The sequence below is a fragment of the Nitrosospira sp. Is2 genome, from assembly GCF_033095785.1.
Classification (GTDB): Bacteria; Pseudomonadota; Gammaproteobacteria; order Burkholderiales; family Nitrosomonadaceae; genus Nitrosospira.
Window position 1 is genome coordinate 550,744 of the sequence record NZ_CP137134.1, and the last position, 19,555, is coordinate 570,298.

Consider the following 19,555-nt stretch of genomic DNA (forward strand, 5'->3'; position numbering starts at 1 on the left):
TTGTTCAGCCAATCCCATACGCGATACGCATAAGCGTCAACGGGTGCTGCTTCTGCGCTTTTGTTTCCCCCATGCCCTGCTCGATGTGTCGGGCGGCAATGGCGCAATCTGAGCTGATGTAATCAGGGCCCGGGGCGGCCATCTGCCTGAATACCGGTTTTCCGATTTTCATGGAATTGGCGAAATACTCGGTTTTTACGCCCCAGGTACCGTCATGGCCGGAGCAACGCTCCACTACCGTTACCTGAGTGCCGGGAATCGATTGCAGCATTTCCCTGGTCTTCTGCCCCAGGTTCTGAACCCGCAAATGGCACGGAATGTGGTAGGAGACCTTACCCAAGGGCTGCTTGAAATCGGTCTTCAGCAGGCCATCCCGCTTCCGCAATGTCAAATATTCGAACGGATCGAACATCGCGTCCGCTACCGCTTGCACATCATCATCCACCTGGAACATGAGCGGCAGCTCCTGTTTGTACATAAGCGTACAGGAAGGCACCGCGGTAAGGATGGCATATCCTTCCCGCGCGAGTCGGGCGAGCGGAGGTATGTTTTTTTCCTTAAGTTCCTTCACCGCTGCAAGGTCGCCCAATTCCAGCTTTGGCATCCCACAGCACGCTTCTTTTTCTACCAGGCAAGCAGGAATTTCATTGTGATCCAGAATCTTCAATAAATCGTGCCCGATACCGGGCTCGTTGTAGTTCACGTAACAGGTCGCATATATCGCTACTTTTCCCGGCGTTTTTGCACCGGCACGAACCTCATGAGCGGTATTGATCCGGGCGTTGGCACGAAATTTTCTACTATCATAATCGGGAAGTTTCCGCTCGGCGTGAATACCGAGCAGATTATCCATCAGCTTTCGGGCGGCCGGGTTCTTGTTAACGGCGTTTACCGTCTGTGCGACTCCTGGAACACTGGCCACCTTGCCCACGAGATCGGTGCTGGAAAGCAGTTTGTCACGAAAACCGGTCTCGCCCTTTTCATATTTTACCGCCTTGGCGCGCAGCATCAGGTGTGGAAAATCGACGTTCCATGGATGCGGCGGAACATAGGGGCATTTCGTCATGAAGCACATGTCGCAGAGGTAGCATTGATCCGCCACCTCCCAATATTTCTGCTTCTCCACCCCATCGAGCTCGGCTGTGGAGCCCTCGTCTATCAGATCGAATAACCGCGGAAAGGCCGTGCACAGATTGACGCACCGACGGCAGCCATGACATATATCGAAGACGCGTTCCATCTCGTTGAACAGTTTCGGTTCGTCATAGAATTCGGGATTTTCCCAATCGAGCGGATGACGCTTGGGTGGCTCCAGACTGCCTTCTCGAGTGGTCATGACATAGGAAAATTAAATAAGGAAATGAGGAAAATAAGGAATTATGGCGATTGAACTGAGGCAGAAAAAACAACGCCGACTGGATCGAGCTCGTCGCTCGATCCAGTCCATAGTATTACTGGTGCCGCTCACTCTGTCAGGCTGTCCAAAGCTTTCTGAAAACGGTTGGCATGAGAGCGTTCCGCCTTGGCTAGCGTCTCGAACCAATCGGCTATTTCATCAAAACCTTCTTCGCGCGCAGATTTGGCCATGCCGGGGTACATGTCGCTATATTCGTGCGTCTCTCCCGCTATGGCTGTTTGCAGATTCGCACGGGATGAGCCGAAGGGCAGACCGGTAGCCGGATCGCCGCAGCCTTCGAGATATTCCAGATGACCATGGGCATGGCCGGTTTCGCCCTCTGCCGTTGAACGGAATACCGCTGCCACGTCGTTCTGTCCCTCCACATCCGCTTTGGCTGCGAAGTAGAGATAACGGCGATTGGCCTGAGACTCACCGGCAAAAGCCGCTTTCAGGTTTCCTTCAGTTTTCGATCCTTTGAGTTCCATAGTTCCCTCCTGTTATAGTTGGCAGTTACCAAACTGATTGGGTGTTTGAAGCCGGTTGGCATGCTGAATCGCATGAATTAAATCAGCCCGACCGATACCAGTAATATCAGGTCAAGCTTAACCATAAAAGACTATCGGAGGGAACCTGGCTTGTCAACAGCCGGGCTTGCGCTTGCGGGCGCCCGCCATTCGCTCGAGGTACTCGCCCCTCCAGCCTTTCTCCAGCGGTTATTTCAACTCAAGCTCGCTCATCCATTGGTGCGCTAACCACTGTCCTGTTGCCTCCGAGCGGTGGCCCGCGAATTGCTATGTAGGACGCAAGGGGAACTGCTCAGGCATCTGTCAAGTGACGAGATTTTGTGGCTTGGCGGCTACCCACGCCTCGATATTATCGATCAACTGGTCGGCCAGCGTCTGCATTGCTTCGGCCGAAGCCCATGCAACATGAGGTGTAAGGATAAAGTTGGGACGTCGTAACTCGAGCAACGGATTGCCGTTCACCGGTGGCTCTTCGGTGAGCACGTCGAAGCCAGCGCCAGCGATCAGCTTCTCATCCAGCGCCCGAACCAGCGCCGGCTCGTCCACCAATCCGCCACGCGCGGTATTGATGAGAAACGCACTGCGCTTCATCTTGCGCAGCTCCTCGATACCAATCAGGTTACGCGTGGCCGGCAATAAGGGACAATGCAGCGAAAGCACGTCGGACTCGGCAAGCACCTGATCCAGAGGCGTGAACGCCAGATCTTTTTTCCTAGACGATGGATGATATGCAAACAGCACCCGCATGCCGAAGCCACGAGCAATGGCAGCTGTCGCCTGTCCAATGGCGCCTTCGCCGATGATCCCCATGGTGGAGCCGAACAGCTCACCAATATCATGCGTGAAGAGGCAAAATTGCTCCGATTTTTGCCATGCTCCCTGCTCGATCTCCTGCCGATAGGCCAGCAGATTCCGGCGTAACGCAAGCAGCAGCGCAAACACGTGCTCGGGCACGGTGTGGATGGCGTAGTTGCGAATATTCGTCACCGCGATACCCCGGCGGCGGCAGGCGGCAAGATCGATGCCGTCATATCCCGTCGCGCACATTGCGATCAGTTTCAGGCTGGGTAATTGCGCGAGAATCTCGTCGTTCAGCCGTACCTTGTTAATAATGGCCACGGTCGCTTGTTGCAGCCGCGACACGACTTGATCGTTGGCCGTATGCGCGTATTCCTCGTACCTATGCTCGAAAATCGGCCGGCGCACCTGCGCCTTCAGAGAGTCCCGCTCCAGAAAAACCACGTACTGGCTCATTATTCCGGAGATAAAATGCGAAGCACGCAAGTTGGCACCATTGCGATGTTACCGGCATGGACGTCAAGGGCGGCAACACCAACAAGGTCAATAACGGCACCTAAGGGCAGGGGCATGGATCGTATGGGCAGCGGGCAAAGGTTTATGTTACGCCCGATTCATCCGCGAGGAAAACAGGCTGGCGGAAATAATCATTGCGCCGCCAATCCATTCTCTCGCTGTCATGGCCTCGCCCGCGAGAAAGTAAGCCCCCAGCGCAGCAATGACCAGTTCGAACAGCATAATGACAATCGCGCGATTTGCGGAAACATGCGTCAGGCCATATTGCACCGCCACGCTCAGCCCGAACACCACCACCCCCACGCCCAGGATGAGCAGATAAATCTCGGCAGGAACACTGCCCAGCGATGGCGGCGACAAAAAAAGGCTGTAGCCGAAGGCAATCACCGTAACCCCCATCCACACCGCAAGCGACTTCAATTGTATGGTGTGCGCCTGATCCATGCGGCTTATCACGTTTGAGAGGGCGAACATGAAGCCGGCAGACAATCCCATCCAGTCGCCATAAGACGAAGGCATTGAAAAGCCCTGTTGGGGTTGCCATAGCATGACAATCGCCCCAGCCAGAGACAACGCAATAACCAGGTATCCGTGCAGACTGAGCACTTCGGTCAGCAGCAGGCGCGAAAACACGATCGTCCAAAGCGGTGCGAGATAAAACAAGAGCATAACTCGCATGATTTCGCCGTGAATCACGCCGAGCACGTATGCAAGATTAGTCCACCCGGCGCACAATCCGATCCAGAGCAATAATTGGGGCTTACCGCATAGAATTCGGGACGTTCGCAGGTTTCTCCCGAACAGGGCCAAGCCCAGCAATAATGCGATAACATAAGTGAGCGCGGTAGCGATAGGACCGCTCACCTCCGCTTCTTCCAGCAGCCGGTAGGGATACCATAGCAGACCCCAAATAGCCGCCCCCCCGAGCAGGGCCAACACGGGATACACATTTTGCTGGTTTTGATTAGTCATTTTGTCTGGTAGCAAAACGCTTGCCACTTTATAATCCCGCTACGATCAATGGACCCCGTCTTTTAGGCAATTCTCCTTCAAGAGTCAGGCCAAACCATAAAATTGAATCCCAATCTCGACCGCCTGCAGCCCTATCCCTTCCAGAAGCTCAACAAGCTGTTTGAGGGGGCGGCGCCGGAGCAGGCCTATTCGCCCATCAGCCTCCACATCGGCGAGCCTAAACACGCCACGCCCGATTTCATCCGCCAGGCTGTGACGGAGAATCTTGCCGGCATGGCGGTTTACCCGACCACGCTGGGCGCCCGATCGCTACGAACCAGCATTGCCGCGTGGTTGACCCGACGCTACCGGCTACCGGAAATTGATCCCGAAACACAGGTCATTCCGGTCAACGGAAGTCGTGAAGCCCTGTTTTCCTTTGCTCAGGCAGTGATTGATCCGTCCCGGGCAGAGGCAATTGTAGTGTGTCCGAATCCTTTTTATCAGATATATGAAGGTGCGGCCTTGTTGGCGGGTGCTACTCCCCATTTCCTGAACACGATGCCAGAGAACGACTTTGCGCTCGACTATGGACAACTGCCCGAGGATACCTGGTCGCGTTGTCAGTTGGTCTACGTTTGCTCTCCCGGCAACCCCACAGGCAGGGTAATGAGCATGGACGAGTGGAGATATCTGTTCGAATTATCCGATCGTTATGGTTTTGTCATTGCTTCCGACGAGTGCTACGCCGAGATTTATTTCGACGAGGACGCACCCCCGCTTGGCGCCCTCGAAGCCGCTCATCGTCTGGGCCGTAGCGGCTTTCCCAGGCTGGTGGTATTCAGCAGCCTGTCCAAAAGATCAAATGTGCCGGGCATGCGGTCAGGGTTTGCCGCAGGCGACGCGTCGATACTCAAGAAATTTCTGCTCTACCGTACCTACCATGGCAGCGCCATGAACCCGGCGGTCCAGGCGGCGAGCAAATCAGCGTGGGACGACGAGGATCACGTCGTCGAAAACCGGCGCCTATACCGGGAGAAATTTCAGGCCGTTACGAAATCGCTGCAGGAAAGCCTGCAGGTGTCAATGCCCGACGCGGCGTTTTATCTGTGGGTAAGGACACCTGGTAGCGACGTACAGTTCACCCGTGAGCTCTATCGCAATTATAATGTTACCGTTTTGCCGGGAAGCTACCTTGCGCGGCATGCCAATGGAATCAACCCTGGCGAAAACTTCATCCGCATCGCCCTCGTCGCGCCGTTGGCGGAGTGCGTGGAAGCGGTCCAACGGATAAAAATGCTAGTATCCGCCTGACCCGGCGATAAACCTGGACAACAAAACAACCAAAGGAAAACCATGGATCAGCTGCAAAGTACCATTGAAGAAGCATTCGAACGCCGTGCCGAGATCACGCCACGAAATGTGGATGCAAAACTCAAGGAATCCGTAGCGCAGGTGCTGGAAATGCTCGACAACGGTAAACTGCGAGTGGCGGAAAAAATAAACGGTGAATGGAACACGTATCAATGGATCAAAAAAGCCGTGCTGCTTTCCTTTCGCATAGAGGACAATACTTTCATCAAGGGCGGTTTTTCCAACTATTTCGATAAGGTTCCGTCCAAATTCGCGGATTACAGTTCCAAGGATTTCCGTAATGGCGGCTTCCGCGTCGTGCCCCCGGCAGCGGTGCGAAAAGGCGCGTTCATTGCCAGCAATGTGGTACTAATGCCGTCGTACGTCAACATCGGTGCGTATGTCGATGAAGGCGCAATGGTCGATACCTGGGCCACGGTCGGGTCATGCGCTCAGGTTGGCAAGAATGTGCATCTCTCAGGCGGTGTGGGAATAGGCGGCGTGCTCGAACCCGTTCAAGCGAATCCAACGATAATCGAGGACAACTGCTTTATCGGCGCGCGCTCGGAAATTGTCGAGGGCGTCATTGTCGGCGAGAACTCGGTGATTTCCATGGGGGTATACATCGGCCAGAGTACCAAGATTTACAATCGTGAAACGGGTGAAGTCAGCTATGGGCGCATTCCGCCCGGATCAGTCGTTGTCTCGGGCAACCTTCCCTCAGCGGATGGCAAATACAGCCTTTATTGCGCGGTTATCGTGAAACAGGTGGACGCCAAAACACGGGCCAAGACCGGTATAAACGAGCTTCTGCGCGGCATTTAGCAGAACATTATGACCACATCCTGCTCCGTGCCTTTCCCTGTCCCACCCTTTTGGAAAATCCGTCATGCAAAATGAAACGCTGGCTCTCGCACAAGCGCTGATCGCCTGTCGTTCGCTCACGCCCTTCGATAACGGCTGTCAGGAAATCCTGATCAGCCGCCTGGAAAAAATCGGCTTCAGCATCGAAAGAGTTCGCTGCGGCGAGGTGGATAATTTATGGGCCCGGCGCGGAACGACCGCCCCGCTGCTGTGTTTCGCCGGACACACCGATGTGGTGCCGACAGGCCCGGTCGACAAATGGGACAGCGATCCCTTCGTTCCGGTAATCCGGAATGACAGCCTCTACGGCCGGGGAGCCGCAGATATGAAAGGCTCGCTCGCGGCGTTCATTACCGCAATTGAAGCGTTTGTCGCTGCACACCCCACCCACGGCGGCTCCATTGGGCTGCTGATCACCTCGGATGAGGAAGGCATTGCCGTCGACGGAACGGTCCGTGTGGTGGAAACCCTTAAAGCGCGTAACGAACTGATCGACTACTGTATCGTGGGCGAACCCACCTGCGTGGACAGACTCGGGGACACGATCAAGAACGGCCGGCGCGGCTCGCTCTCCGGGACATTGACCGTGAAAGGCATACAAGGCCATATCGCCTACCCTCATCTGGCAAAAAATCCTATCCACCTGGCCGCTCCCGCCATTGCCGAACTGGCGCAAGCAAGATGGGACGAGGGCAACGAATATTTTCCGCCCACCACCTGGCAGATTTCCAATATCTATGGGGGCACGGGCGCGACCAACGTCATCCCGGGTGAAGTGACGATGCTTTTCAATTTCCGCTTCTCCACCGCGAGCACGGTCGAATCGCTGCAACAGAGAGTGCATGAAATCCTCGACCGCCACGGCCTTGACTACGATCTGCGATGGGAGTTTTCAGGCAAACCCTATCTGACACCCAGGGGCAGCCTGGTGGATGCGATAAGCCACGCTATCTCAACCGTAACGGGAATCGAGCCAGCACTTTCCACATCCGGCGGAACGTCCGACGGCCGTTTCATTGCCGACATCTGCCCCCAGGTGGTAGAGATGGGACCCCGCAATGCCACCATCCACAAGCTCAACGAATATGTCGAAGTAGAGGATCTGCAACACTTACCACATATCTACCGGTTGACGCTGGAGAGCCTATTGCTGAGATAACTCCTTTTCTGAGCGTTCACCCCCCTGCTACCATGGCTCGCACATCTTTGAAACGCAGCGCCAGCCGCCGCAAATACAGTAGATATTTCTGCACAAGCATGCGCAATAACCCGGACTGGTGGTAAGGGTCGAGCTTCACCATTCCATGCAGCCAGCCACGTAGCAGTTAATCAAGCTCATTTGAGGTATTACAGAATACTGCTCAGCGCCCGGTTTAATCCCCTATGATGGCGATCAACGTGTACCGAGAAGCCAGAACTCAACTCCAAACTATCCGCGACCTGCTCCGCTTTGCGGTAAGCTGCTTTAACGAAGCCGGCCTCTTTTTCGGCCATGGCTCCGCCTCGGCCTATGATGAAGCGGCTTATCTCATTCTCCACACGCTCCATCTCCCGCTCGACCGGCTGGAGCCGTTTCTCGACGCCCGGCTTGCCACGGCTGAGCTGGAGCAGGTGCTGGGGGTGATCGAGCGCCGCGTGTCGGAAAAAATCCCTGCGGCATATCTCACCAACGAGGCATGGCTGGGAAATCTCAGCTTTTTCGTCGATGAGCGCGTGATCGTACCACGCTCCTTCATTGCCGAGTTGCTGCGGGAACAACTTGCGCCGTGGATAGAAAACCCCGGTGCAATCCGCTCCGCATTGGATCTGTGCACCGGTTCCGGTTGCCTTGCCATACTGCTCGCATACGCGTTCCCCAACGCCACCATAGATGCGGCTGACATTTCACCGGGGGCGTTGGAAGTCGCCCAAAGGAACGTGGCGGATTACAACCTGGAGCATCAAGTGAATCTGATCCAGTCGGATCTTTTTGCGGAATTAGGGGGGCGCACGTATGATCTCATCATCAGCAATCCGCCTTACGTCAGCGCGGAGGCGATGGCGGCGCTGCCGGAGGAATACCGCCATGAACCCGAAAACGCGCTGGCAAGCGGGGTGGACGGGCTGGAAGCTATGCGGACAATACTCAACGAGGCAGCCGGTCATTTAACCCATCGGGGGGTATTAATCGTTGAGATCGGCCATAATCGAGAAAGCCTGGAACGGGCCTACCCGGAGGTGCCTTTCACCTGGCTGGAAACAAGTGCTGGGGACGAGTTTGTGTTCCTGCTGCAACGAGACCAGCTCCCCTGATTGTTTCCTCTCCCTGACATTGCAGGGGTAACTAGGCGACCAGCCCCAGCAGTCGGCGTATCTCGGTCTCGTTTAACTCCAGGCACCTTCCGCGCTTCAGACGCGGCGGCAGATTGATGGGACCGAAGCGCACCCGCATAAGCCGGCTTACCGTCAATCCCACCGCTTCGAACATACGGCGTACCTCGCGGTTCTTGCCTTCTTTCAGTATCACGCGGTACCAGTGATTGGAACCTTCACCGCCTTCGTCCGACAAATAATCGAATTTTGCCAGGCCATCTTCCAGTTTAACCCCGGTGGTCAGCAGTTCCGTCTGCTCCGGCGTTAAGCGTCCAATAATTCGCACCGCATATTCGCGCTCTACCTCGAAGCGGGGATGCATCAACCGGTTAGCCAATTCTCCATCGGTAGTGAATATAAGCAAGCCGCTGGTGTTGTAATCCAGCCTGCCGATCGCTATCCATTTCGACGACTGCATCTGCGGCAGTTTGTCGAATACGGATGGGCGACCCTGCGGATCATCCCGGCTCACGATCTCGCCCTCCGGCTTGTGATAAAGCATGACCCGCGGGGGGCGTTTGCCGGATTTGGAATGGATCACGCGCTTTCCCACTCGCACTACATCTTCGGCCCCGACACGATCACCAATGTGTGCGACCTTTCCGTTGATGGTCGCCTGCCCGGCACTAATCAGTTCTTCCATTTCCCGCCGGGAGCCCAGCCCTGCCTGCGCCAGCAACTTTTGTAATTTCTGCGTTACGGGGAGTGACTCCGGGCGAGCCTTTAGATCGGCGCTTGCAGACGTGTTTTTTCTGCTCGATCTAAGCGATTCGGCTTGGCTCGGTGATTGAGGAGATTGAGGAGATTGAGGCAATGGGGGCGACGGGCGAGATCGGGGCGATTCGGACCGCCCCAGCGCTGGCCGTAGGGGAGATCGGGGCGATCTTGCCGGCCTGGTCGACTTAGCCGACCTGGGGCGTCCGGAAGGTGTTGCGGTCTTGGTTAATTTTGGAGACTTGGCTTTCATTGTGGCCTCTTTACGAGCTCTTCGAGCCGCGAGGCAGAAGTATAACGCTATGGTTACGGAAGCAACATCAAGGTGCATGCAGCATGAATCGTTGAGGTCAATTGAGTTCGCGGTCGAGCACGACAAGGTTTGACGTCGTTCTCTCCGCACGATCATTAAGTTACTGAACCCGGTCCTCAACCCGGTGCTAAACCTCTCGCCGCTCGATCACTGCCTGCGCGAGCGTACCGCTATCCACGTGTTCCAGTTCACCGCCGACCGGCAACCCGCGTGCAATGCGCGTGACTTTCACGCCCTTGTGGTGCAGCAGCTCGCCAATATAGTGCGCAGTGGCCTCGCCTTCAACCGTAAAATTGGTCGCAAGCACAACTTCCTTCACCATGCCGTCCTGCGCCCGCTTCAATAGACGGTCGAGGTGGATTTCCCGCGGGCCGACGCCGTCCAATGGCGAAAGCCTGCCCATCAATACGAAATACATGCCTTTATAGCAATGCGCCTGCTCCATCATCAGCAAGTCGGCCGGCATTTCGACGACGCATAACAGGGTCGCGTCCCGATGGTGCGAACGGCATAATTCGCAGACGACCTCTTCGGTGAAATTATTGCACTTCTCGCAGTGCCTGATGTGCTCCAGCACATAATCAAGCGAACTGGCGAGTCGCCGAGCACCAGCGTGATCGCGCTGCAGGAGGTGATACGCCATACGCTGCGCGGACCTGGGACCGACGCCGGGCAAACAGCGCAGCGCATCGATCAACTCATCCAGGCTATGGGGCGTTTTCAATCAATTGAGGCCATAAGTATACGGGAACTGCTTGATGCACTCCTGTCGTAGCGCGAGATCAAGCGGCAAGATCAAAACGGCAGTTTCATTCCGGGTGGCAGATTCAAACCCGAAGTGAACCCGGCCATCTTTTCCTGGGTAGTCGATTCGACTCGCCGTACCGCATCGTTTACCGCGGCTGCTATCAGATCTTCCAGCATTTCCTTATCATCGCCCAGGAGGCTGTTATCGATGCTGACGCGCTTCACATCATAACGGCATGTCATTACCACTTTCACCATCCCCGCACCAGACTGCCCCTCGACTTCCACCGAGGCCAGCTTTTCCTGCATGGCTTTCATGTTCTCCTGCATCTGCTGAGCCTGTTTCATCAGATTGCCCAAGCCGCCTTTCATCATCTTATACCTCCACTATTGAATGGGTTTGATCGAAGAAACGATTATTTTTGCGTCAAATTGCTCCACCAGTTCGCGCACAAACGGGTCTGACTCGACGGCTGTGATGGCCTGAGATTGCCTCTCCTGTTTCTCACGATTCTCCAGTTCCGCTGGGGTCATCCCTGTCACCACCCCAACTGAGAACTTTAACCGGATGGGCTTTCCCAGATACGCCCTCAGCGCAGTCTGCACCCTTTCCTGATAGTCTTTGTTCAGCAGGTGCTTATGCGTCTCGGGCACGCAAACCTCGATTTCGTTCGACGCTACACGCTTCACTTCGCTGTTCTGGGCTAGCATTTTCGCCAGGCCGTTCAGCTTCAACTCCTGCACCACCGCTATCCAGTCACCGCTGAACAGGTCTGTGTCAGCGTCCGGTTGCGCTGCGGCTATTTCCACCACTGGCGTTTCCGCGGCTGCCGCTGCTGCGACTGGCTCTGTCGTGACTGGCTTTGCCATTTCCGGCGGCGGTGAAGATTTATCTGTTGCATCGACCCCGCGTTCGATATCGGAACCCTTAGCGCCCGCTTTAACAGCGGGCGCGGGCGGGGGTGGGGATAGGGTGTGCGGGAAATCCTGCGGCATGAAGGCTAGCATGCGCATGAGCGTCATCGTGAAACCCGCATATTCGTCCGGTGCCCTGCTCAAGTCGCCGCGGCCATGGATGGAGATCTGATAGAACAGTTGAATGTCTTCCGGGGTGAATGTTTTTGCCAGCGCAAAAACGCGCTCTCGCTCCGGCGTATCCTCAGCAATAGCCGCTGGCACGATCTGTGCGAGCGCAATGCGGTGCAAAAGTGATCCCAGATCCTGCAACGCCGCATCGAATGAAACGCTATGGCTTTCCATGGCGTCGGCTATTGCCAGCATATACGCACCGTCTTTGCGGGCCAACCCGTCAAGCAGATCATAAAGATAACTCTGATCAATTGCGCCCAGCATGTCGCGCACACCCGCTTCTTCGATCTTGCCCTCCCCAAACGAGATGGCCTGGTCCAGGATACTCAGGGCATCACGCATGCTGCCTTGCGCAGCGCGCGAGAGCAATTGCAGCGAAATCGCATCGCAGCTGATCTGTTCCTGTTCAAGCACGTACTTGAGATGGGCGGCAATCAGGCCCGGTGGAATCTGCTTCAGGTTGAATTGCAGGCACCGGGATAGAACAGTAACGGGAATCTTCTGTGGATCGGTCGTTGCAAGGATGAACTTGACATGCTCCGGCGGCTCCTCCAGTGTTTTCAGCATCGCATTGAAAGCCGATTTGGAGAGCATGTGAACTTCGTCAATGATGTAAACCTTGTAACGCGCAGTTGTAGGCGCATAAAGCGCGTTCTCCAGCAATTCCCGCATCTTTTCCACTTGTGTATTGGAAGCGGCGTCCACCTCGAGCAAATCAACGAAGCGCCCCTCGTCAATTTCAGTACAGGCGGAACATATGCCGCACGGTGACGCGGTAATTCCCGTTCGACAGTTGAGAGCCTTGGCTAAAATGCGCGCGATGGTGGTCTTGCCGATCCCGCGGGTACCTGTAAAAAGATAGGCATGATGCAGCCGCTGTTGTTCAAGGGCGTTGGTAAGCGCCTTGACCACATGGTCTTGTCCGGTCAGTTCGGAGAAGCTCTTTGGGCGCCACTTTCTGGCAAGAACTTGAGTCTGGGACACGATGAATAAAAGAAGAGGCAGTTATTGTCGACGGAGGGCAAGGGCGGATTTGTTGTGCTGACAACTTGAAGTTGGGCAGAACCGGCTCGCTGCCGGCTCTGCTGGTTCTATTGCACCCCGACCATTTTCTCGAACAAAATGGGTGGCGAGCCTGTCCCCCGGCACTTGCAGAAAATAGCTGTGGCTGCTTCCTTCCGGACCTGACCAGGTTCACTACCATGCAATGCGGGGAGGCCCGCCATATAAAGCTGAAAGTACGACACTAATAAATTCCAACCTTCATACTATTGAAAGGTATTGTAACACGCATACCGGCGAGGATAACCTTACGAGCATAGAACGTAGTGGCCAGAGCAAGAATTGCTGATACCGCCCTACGTTAATGTTGCTTACAGAGGTAAGGTTGCTTATACGTAAGATTGCGCACAGGGGCGGCGTTCATTTTTCGTATCCGGGCGGAGTTGCTCCTGATTGAGCAAATTTCCTGGACGTATGTCAGCCATCCGGTTCAGCGAGCTAATACTCTGGAGGGCGCCGTTGTGATTCTCTGAATGAAAATCGGCGTTTTGGAAGTTGGTTGCGGGGGCAGGATTTGAACCTACGACCTTCGGGTTATGAGCCCGACGAGCTGCCAGACTGCTCCACCCCGCGCCAGCATTATACCAGACCAGTTCAAAAGAGCAAATTGCGTTCACGGTCTCGCCAAACGAGCGGCGCGCTGCTCAAACTCTGCACAACAAAATCACTTTTATGGTGCTGTTATGAGAGATAACGCACAGAGGGGGGGTTGAAATAACGGCAAAATAGCGATTTGCTAAGAATAAGCATGAGAAACGGGTAAATCTGTGGTGAGGAATTAACAATACGATAGCGGCCTGCCGACCGCGGCCAGTTCGCCCGACCGTTCTCTCCTTATGAACTCAGGGACATGAATTACCACCTGAATGTCTAATAAGATGAGCAAGGTAGAGATGAAAACATAGTTATATGATCAGCGAAACCGAGATTCATAACGCAAAAATACTGATTGTTGACGATCAGGAATCAAACGTTTTGCTGTTACGACGCGTACTGGAAGTCGCTAGCTATACTTCTGTTTCATTCACGACGGATCCATACAAGGTTTATGAATTGCACCGTCAGAATCATTACGATCTGATTCTGCTTGATTTGAAAATGGCCGGGATGGACGGATTTCAGGTGCTGGAAGCTTTGAAGGAAATCGAGGCAGATGGCTATTTGTCGGTACTGGTCGTTACGGCCAATCCGGATTGCAAGCTTCGCGCACTCCAATCCGGGGCCAAGGATTTTGTCAGCAAGCCGTTCGATATGGCGGAGGTGCTCGCGCGGGTGCACAATTTGCTCGAAGTACGCCTATTGCATCAGCAGGCCCGCAGCTATGCAAAAACCCAGGAATTCATGGCACTGCACGACCCGCTCACGGGGCTTGCAAACCGCCGCCTTCTGGTAGAAAGAGTCTCGCAGGCGATTATTCATGCAAAAAGGAACGGCAGCATCATGGCTGTCGTATATCTGGACCTGGACGGATTCAGGCAAATCAACAACACGTTGGGTCATGATGTCGGCGACCTGCTGCTTAAACTGGTTGCAGCGCGCCTCGTGGCGGCTGTGCGGCAGGAGGATACGGTAGCGCGTCTCGGCGGTGATGAATTTGTAATTGCAATGCCCTATGTAAATAGCATTGATGGAGTGGCTCTTGCCGCGGAAAAAATCATCAAAGCACTATCACAGCCCTATAGTGTCCAGGGCAATGACGTTAGACTGACGGCCAGCGCCGGGGTTGGTCTTTATCCTCACAATGGGAAGGAAGTGAAGACCCTGTTGAAAAACGCAGACACCGCGCTGCTCGAAGCCAAGCAGGCCAACAAGAACACTTATCGTATTTCGCACGGATGAGCCATTAATTCATTGTTTCCTTCCAAGGGTTGTACTTGTGTCCAATTGTTTCTGGTGGAAACACAAATATAATACAGATCAGCTATATAATAACTTTTCGGAACAAGGTGTGTCATCTGAAGACAACCTTCCGAGTTGATAAAGTGCAGTGCACGGGACAATAATGATCAGTAAACCCGAAATTCTCAATGCGAAAATCCTGGTCGTTGATGATCAGGAGGCGAATGTCCGGTTGCTTGAGCAAATGCTGAGTGATGGCGGTTATACCCACATTTCTTCAACAATGAATCCACGAGAGGTGGGTGAACTCTATCGGCAGAACCGTTATGACCTGGTTCTGCTTGATCTTCAGATGCCGGGTATGGATGGCTTTCAGGTACTGGAAGAACTGAAGAAAATCGAAACGCATGGCTATCTGCCGGTACTCGTGATCACCGCCCAACCGGGGCATAAGCTGCGAGCACTGCAAGCGGGGGCGAAAGATTTCGTCAGCAAGCCATTCGACCTGATCGAAGTCCAGACTCGTATTTACAATATGCTCGAGGTGCGCCTCTTGTATAAGCAACTGGAAAATTACAACAAGGTGCTGGAGCAAACCGTGGCAGAGCGGACTGCGGAGCTGCGCGAAAGCGAAGCACGCTTCCGCCGCTTGACGGAACTGGCTTCCGACTGGTACTGGGAACAGGATGAGAAAGGGAATTTCATCAAAGTTTATGGTCCCGTCCTGGATATGCTCGGGATCACAGTAGACAACTTGCTGGGTGAACCAAAAGAAAACGTGGGGGCGCGCTGGAACGAGACTGAGTACACTGTCTTCAAGGCAAACATTGAGGCACGCCGGCCTTTTATCGATTTTGTTTACAGCCGTACCCGACCCGACGGGTCCCAACAATATTTAATGGTAAGCGGCGAACCGATGTTCGACTCTTCAGGCCGCTTTACCGGGTATCGGGGGATAGGAAAAGACGTGACGGACAGCATGCGATCCAAGGAACATTCATAATTTCTGTACGTTCCCTACGATTTTTTTTGGGGCAATATCTCCTCCCGCCGTCACTTCCCCAAGGCCCAGGAAATTCTTTTTCTCGTCATATAGGCGAATCTTCTGCCCTTCCGCGTTGGCTCTTCCAACGCCTGCCACGCTGCGTCCCTGTCTTAAGAATGCCGCTGCCGGAGCCTCCAGCATAACGGCGGGTAGACCTCGCAGCAGCGCGTCCACCGGAAGCAGGCGAGAATCGCGCTCGGGTATCGACATGGCCTCAAGCGCATCCAGAGTATACGCCTGCGACAAATCGAAATCATCGAGAATGGTGCGGCGCAAGGCGGTGAGATAGGCGCCCCCCAGGCCCAGTGCTTTACCAATGTCCTCCGCCAGCGTGCGAATATACGTACCCGAACCACATCTGACCATGATACTGATTTCATTGTCGTCAATGGCCGTCAGGCGCAACTCATGAATAGTCACCTCGCGCGGTTGCCGCTCGATCTCCATGCCTTCCCTGGCGTAGGCATACATGGGCTTACCCCGATGCTTCAGGGCGCTGTACATCGGGGGCACCTGGTTGATCAAGCCGGTGAAACCGCCCAGTACGGTCTTTACTTGAGGCAGTGCGTTTTTCAAACCCTGAGGCGGAACCCCTCCCGCAACTGAAATATTGCCCTCCGCATCCCCGGTCGTGCTGATATATCCAGGTCTCAGCGTCGCTTCATAAGTCTTGTCCGCTCCCAACAAGGCGGAAGAGAATCTGGTCGCATCACCAAGGCAGATGGGCAACAGGCCAGTCGCCATAGGATCGAGCGTGCCGGTATGACCGGCTTTGCGCGCGCAAAAGAAACGTTTGGCAATCTGAAGCGCCTGATTCGAGGATATGCCGCCGGGTTTGTCCAGCAGCAGGACGCCGCTGATTTCGCGCTTGATTCGCACTGGCCGCGCAACTTCGGCTTTCAATATGCGAAATGAATCAGAACCCGGCGGTGATGCGGAAAGTCAGCTCTCATCCGGCTTGTTCGCGGATCCTTCACGCGCCACGGCCTCATCAATCAGTTGCGATAGGCGCACCCCGCGCTCGATCGACTCGTCATAGACGAAATGAAGCTGGGGCACCACGCGGAGCTTCAGGCGATGGGATAACTGGCTGCGTAAAAATCCCGCCGCATGCTCCAGTCCGTTACTAATGAGAAAGTTGTCGCTTTCGCTGCGCAGCGTCGTGTAGAAAACCTTGGCGTGCGCATAATCGTGACTCACCTCAACGCCGGTCAAAGTGAGCATTCCGATGCGCGGATCTTTAAGCTCGTTGCGAATCAGATCAGCCAGTTCGCGCTGGATCTGGTCGGCGATGCGCAAGGAGCGGGAATAATCTTTAGGCATAATGCTTCACGCGGGCCGCGCAGCCCGCGTTACAGGCTGCGCGCAACTTCGACGATTTCGTATGTTTCCAGTTGATCCCCAAGCTGGATATCGTTGAAGTTTTTCAGCGAAAGTCCGCACTCGAAACCCGCCCTCACCTCTCGCACGTCGTCCTTGAAGCGCTTCAGGGAGTCCAGCTCACCCGTATGAACCAGCTCACCGTTACGGATCAATCTCACCAGCGAGCCCCGCTTGATGATGCCCTCCAGGACGTAGCAACCCGCCACTGTACCAACCTTGGAAATGCGGAAGACATTGCGAACTTCGAGCAACCCGGTGACATTCTCTTTTCGGTCGGGCGTCATCATGCCGGATAGCGCAGCCTTGATTTCATCCACCGCCTCATAGATGATGCTGTAATAACGCACATCCACGCCAGTGGAGCCGATGAGCTTGCGCGCCACCGTATCCGCGCGGCTATTGAAGCCAATCACAACCGCTTTGGATGCCAGCGCAAGATTAATATCCGACTCCGTAATTGCACCCACGCCGCTATGGATGATGTTCACCCTTACCTCATCCGTGGAAAGCCGTTGCAGCGCATGCGTTAGCGCCTCGTAGGAGCCCTGGACATCGGCCTTGATGATAAGCGCAAGCACCTTGACCTCGCCCTTCTGCTCGAACACGTTTTCCAGTTTGGCTGCGTGCTGTTTGGCAAGCTTCACATCGCGAAACTTGCCTTGACGGAAAAGTGCTATTTCTCGCGCTTTGCGCTCATCAGCCAGCGCCACTACGGCTTCGCCGGCTACCGGCACTTCCGACAAACCCTGTATTTCAACAGGAAGAGAGGGTCCCGCCTGTTCTACCGGCTTCCCATTTTCGTCGAGCATCGCCCGTACCCGGCCATACACCGCGCCGGCAAGCAATACATCACCACGCCTCAGCGTGCCGGATTGCACCAGTATTGTCGCTACCGGGCCGCGTCCCTTGTCCAGACGCGATTCAATGACGATACCTTTTGCAGGGGCATCCTGCGGCGCTTGCAGTTCCAGCACTTCCGCCTGAAGCAATACGCTTTCCAGAAGTTCGTCGATGCCCACCCCAGTCTTGGCGGAAACATTGACAAACATCGTGTCTCCCCCCCAGTCGTCAGGCACTACTTCCTGTGTTACCAGTTCCTGTCTGATGCGCTCCGGGTTCGCGTCCGGCTTGTCCACCTTGGTTACCGCCACCACGAGGGGCACTTTGGCCGCCTTGGCATGGTGGATCGCCTCGATGGTCTGGGGCATCACGCCGTCATCGGCGGCCACTACTAATACAACAAGGTCGGTGACCTTCGCGCCGCGAGCACGCATCGCCGTAAAAGCCTCGTGACCGGGCGTGTCCAGGAACGTAACCATACCGCGTTCGGTTTCGACGTGATATGCGCCAATATGCTGCGTGATCCCGCCCGCCTCTCCGCTCGCGACTCGTGTCCGCCGTATGTAATCCAGGAGCGATGTTTTACCGTGATCCACGTGACCCATCACGGTAACCACCGGCGCACGTGGTTCTGTTTTAACCTCGGTGGCCGGTGCCTCGGTGCCGGCCAGGAACGCTTCAGGACTATCCAGGGTTGCATATTTGGCAATATGGCCCAACTCCTCCACCACAATCATGGCAGTTTCCTGATCCAGCATCTGATTGATCGTGACCATGTTTCCCATCTTCATCAAGGCCTTGATCACCTCAGCCGCCTTGATCGACATTTTCTGCGCCAGCGCTCCGACGGAAATTGTCTCCGGAACCATTACCTCATGGACGAGCGGTTCTGTAGGCGCGGAAAAACCATGAGGACCCTGGTCGTCGGAGACATGCTTGCCGTGTTTGTCCCTGCGCGTCCGCCATCCCTTGTTTGCGGCTAGATCGCCATGGGTCTTGAGCCCTCGTTTTTCGAGGCGTTCATCTTTCCAGACAACCTGCTTCGCCTGTTTCTTTTTCTTGTCCGCCTTCGCCTTGTCTTCGGGTTTGACTACCGGTTTATGCAGCGTCCCTTCGGTTGTTGCAGCCTGCGGCTGAGGCGTCTCAGCCGCCTGAGCCGTTGCCGGTGTGGCGGCAGGCGCGGGGACAGACTCAGGCACGGTCACGGGAGCGGCCGAAGCTGGAGCGACTGGCTCTGCTTCCTTGACTTGAACTGCCGCAGGTCTCTCCCGCAGTTTCTTTTCCCTCAATTCCGCGGTTTGCCGCGCGATTAATTCGGCCTGTCTTCTCGCCTCTTCTTCCCTCAACGCCTGCTGCGCTGCATCGATCACCGGCGTGGGAGCGGGTACGGCAATAGCGGGGGCTGAAGGCGCCGCCGCCTCGGCGGGCTTGCTCGCCACGGCTGGCTTCTCGCCCAAATCGCCCTGAACAAATACGCGCTTCTTGCGCACTTCGACCTGGATGCTGCGGGCTTTGCCGCTGCTATCCGATTTCTTGATTTCGGACGTCTGCCGACGGGGAAGCGAAATTCTGCTTTTCTCCTCTCGGGTACCGTGAATTTTGCGCAAATATTCGAGGAGCTGCGTTTTGTCCTTCTCGGTCAGACTGTCTTCTGTCAGATTCTTGCTGACGCCCGCAGCCCGGAGCTGCTCCAACAGTACCGTCGGAAGCACGCCTAATTCGCTGGCAAATTGTTCTACATTCGTTTGAGACATTGATAACCTTTT

Annotated in this window: 17 protein-coding genes, 1 tRNA gene and 1 other RNA gene; 6 read left to right on the top strand and 13 right to left on the bottom strand. The window is 55.2% G+C overall.

Annotated elements, in window-relative coordinates; all coding sequences use genetic code 11:
- Window positions 1-4: 4 nt before the first annotated feature.
- The 4 genes from R5L00_RS02465 to R5L00_RS02480 all read right to left on the bottom strand — a co-directional run bounded on the left by R5L00_RS02465 (window position 5) and on the right by R5L00_RS02480 (window position 4,209).
- Entirely contained in the window at window positions 5-1,336 is a 1,332-nt protein-coding gene (locus tag R5L00_RS02465; protein ID WP_317653203.1) for a heterodisulfide reductase-related iron-sulfur binding cluster, read from the bottom strand.
- Window positions 1,337-1,464: 128 nt separating this feature from the next.
- On the bottom strand, window positions 1,465-1,884 hold the full coding sequence (locus tag R5L00_RS02470) for a rubrerythrin family protein (RefSeq protein ID WP_107692435.1): 420 nt from the start codon (window positions 1,882-1,884) through the stop codon (window positions 1,465-1,467).
- 342 nt (window positions 1,885-2,226) lie between these two features.
- On the bottom strand, window positions 2,227-3,177 hold the full coding sequence (locus R5L00_RS02475) for a D-2-hydroxyacid dehydrogenase (protein ID WP_317653204.1): 951 nt from the start codon (window positions 3,175-3,177) through the stop codon (window positions 2,227-2,229).
- Window positions 3,178-3,324: 147 nt separating this feature from the next.
- Entirely contained in the window at window positions 3,325-4,209 is an 885-nt protein-coding gene (locus tag R5L00_RS02480) for a DMT family transporter (protein WP_107692433.1), read from the bottom strand.
- Window positions 4,210-4,311: 102 nt separating this feature from the next.
- Here R5L00_RS02480 and dapC point away from each other — a divergent pair, with 102 nt between their 5' ends.
- The 4 genes from dapC to prmB all read left to right on the top strand — a co-directional run bounded on the left by dapC (window position 4,312) and on the right by prmB (window position 8,697).
- Complete coding sequence (gene dapC, locus R5L00_RS02485) at window positions 4,312-5,502, top strand: succinyldiaminopimelate transaminase (protein ID WP_317653205.1); 1,191 nt, start codon at window positions 4,312-4,314, stop codon at window positions 5,500-5,502.
- 42 nt (window positions 5,503-5,544) lie between these two features.
- Window positions 5,545-6,366 carry a 2,3,4,5-tetrahydropyridine-2,6-dicarboxylate N-succinyltransferase gene (gene dapD, locus R5L00_RS02490; protein ID WP_107692431.1) on the top strand — a complete coding sequence of 274 codons (822 nt, stop codon included), beginning with the start codon at window positions 5,545-5,547 and terminating at the stop codon, window positions 6,364-6,366.
- Between the two features lie 64 nt (window positions 6,367-6,430).
- Window positions 6,431-7,564: a succinyl-diaminopimelate desuccinylase gene (dapE, locus tag R5L00_RS02495; protein ID WP_317653206.1), complete on the top strand. Its 1,134-nt coding sequence runs from the start codon at window positions 6,431-6,433 to the stop codon at window positions 7,562-7,564.
- Between the two features lie 227 nt (window positions 7,565-7,791).
- Window positions 7,792-8,697 (top strand): 50S ribosomal protein L3 N(5)-glutamine methyltransferase, encoded by a 906-nt coding sequence (prmB, locus tag R5L00_RS02500; protein WP_317654218.1) that lies wholly within the window; start codon window positions 7,792-7,794, stop codon window positions 8,695-8,697.
- A 31-nt stretch (window positions 8,698-8,728) separates the two neighbouring features.
- On the opposite strand, the gene R5L00_RS02505 is transcribed toward prmB, so the two are convergent.
- From R5L00_RS02505 to R5L00_RS02530, 6 genes are all read right to left on the bottom strand, one after another.
- Window positions 8,729-9,400: a pseudouridine synthase gene (locus tag R5L00_RS02505; RefSeq protein WP_411555583.1), complete on the bottom strand. Its 672-nt coding sequence runs from the start codon at window positions 9,398-9,400 to the stop codon at window positions 8,729-8,731.
- Window positions 9,401-9,911: 511 nt separating this feature from the next.
- Entirely contained in the window at window positions 9,912-10,508 is a 597-nt protein-coding gene (recR, locus tag R5L00_RS02510; protein ID WP_107692428.1) for a recombination mediator RecR, read from the bottom strand.
- Between the two features lie 71 nt (window positions 10,509-10,579).
- Window positions 10,580-10,903, bottom strand: coding sequence for a YbaB/EbfC family nucleoid-associated protein (locus R5L00_RS02515; RefSeq protein ID WP_181320421.1), 324 nt, complete (start codon window positions 10,901-10,903; stop codon window positions 10,580-10,582).
- Between the two features lie 15 nt (window positions 10,904-10,918).
- Window positions 10,919-12,604, bottom strand: a complete 1,686-nt coding sequence (dnaX, locus tag R5L00_RS02520; protein ID WP_107692426.1) for a DNA polymerase III subunit gamma/tau — start codon at window positions 12,602-12,604, stop codon at window positions 10,919-10,921.
- A 141-nt stretch (window positions 12,605-12,745) separates the two neighbouring features.
- Window positions 12,746-12,844, bottom strand: an RNA gene (ffs, locus tag R5L00_RS02525) — signal recognition particle sRNA small type.
- A gap of 334 nt (window positions 12,845-13,178) precedes the next feature.
- A tRNA-Met gene (locus R5L00_RS02530) sits at window positions 13,179-13,255 on the bottom strand.
- 336 nt (window positions 13,256-13,591) lie between these two features.
- Between R5L00_RS02530 and R5L00_RS02535 the strand changes: the two genes are divergently transcribed.
- Together R5L00_RS02535 and R5L00_RS02540 are read left to right on the top strand one after the other, a co-directional pair.
- A complete protein-coding gene (locus R5L00_RS02535; RefSeq protein ID WP_107692425.1) occupies window positions 13,592-14,521 on the top strand; it encodes a diguanylate cyclase domain-containing protein in 930 nt (309 codons plus the stop codon).
- 163 nt (window positions 14,522-14,684) lie between these two features.
- Window positions 14,685-15,524 (top strand): response regulator, encoded by an 840-nt coding sequence (locus R5L00_RS02540; RefSeq protein ID WP_107692424.1) that lies wholly within the window; start codon window positions 14,685-14,687, stop codon window positions 15,522-15,524.
- On the opposite strand, the gene truB is transcribed toward R5L00_RS02540, so the two are convergent.
- Genes truB through infB form a run of 3 tightly spaced genes read right to left on the bottom strand, consistent with a single transcriptional unit; the run spans window position 15,519 to window position 19,543 of the window.
- Entirely contained in the window at window positions 15,519-16,472 is a 954-nt protein-coding gene (truB, locus tag R5L00_RS02545; protein ID WP_107692423.1) for a tRNA pseudouridine(55) synthase TruB, read from the bottom strand. The genes R5L00_RS02540 and truB overlap by 6 nt on opposite strands.
- A gap of 36 nt (window positions 16,473-16,508) precedes the next feature.
- The gene (gene rbfA, locus R5L00_RS02550; RefSeq protein ID WP_107692422.1) at window positions 16,509-16,889 is read right to left on the bottom strand and encodes a 30S ribosome-binding factor RbfA; all 381 of its coding nucleotides are present in this window, start codon (window positions 16,887-16,889) and stop codon (window positions 16,509-16,511) included.
- 29 nt (window positions 16,890-16,918) lie between these two features.
- A complete protein-coding gene (infB, locus tag R5L00_RS02555) occupies window positions 16,919-19,543 on the bottom strand; it encodes a translation initiation factor IF-2 (RefSeq protein ID WP_317653210.1) in 2,625 nt (874 codons plus the stop codon).
- Window positions 19,544-19,555 lie beyond the last annotated feature (12 nt).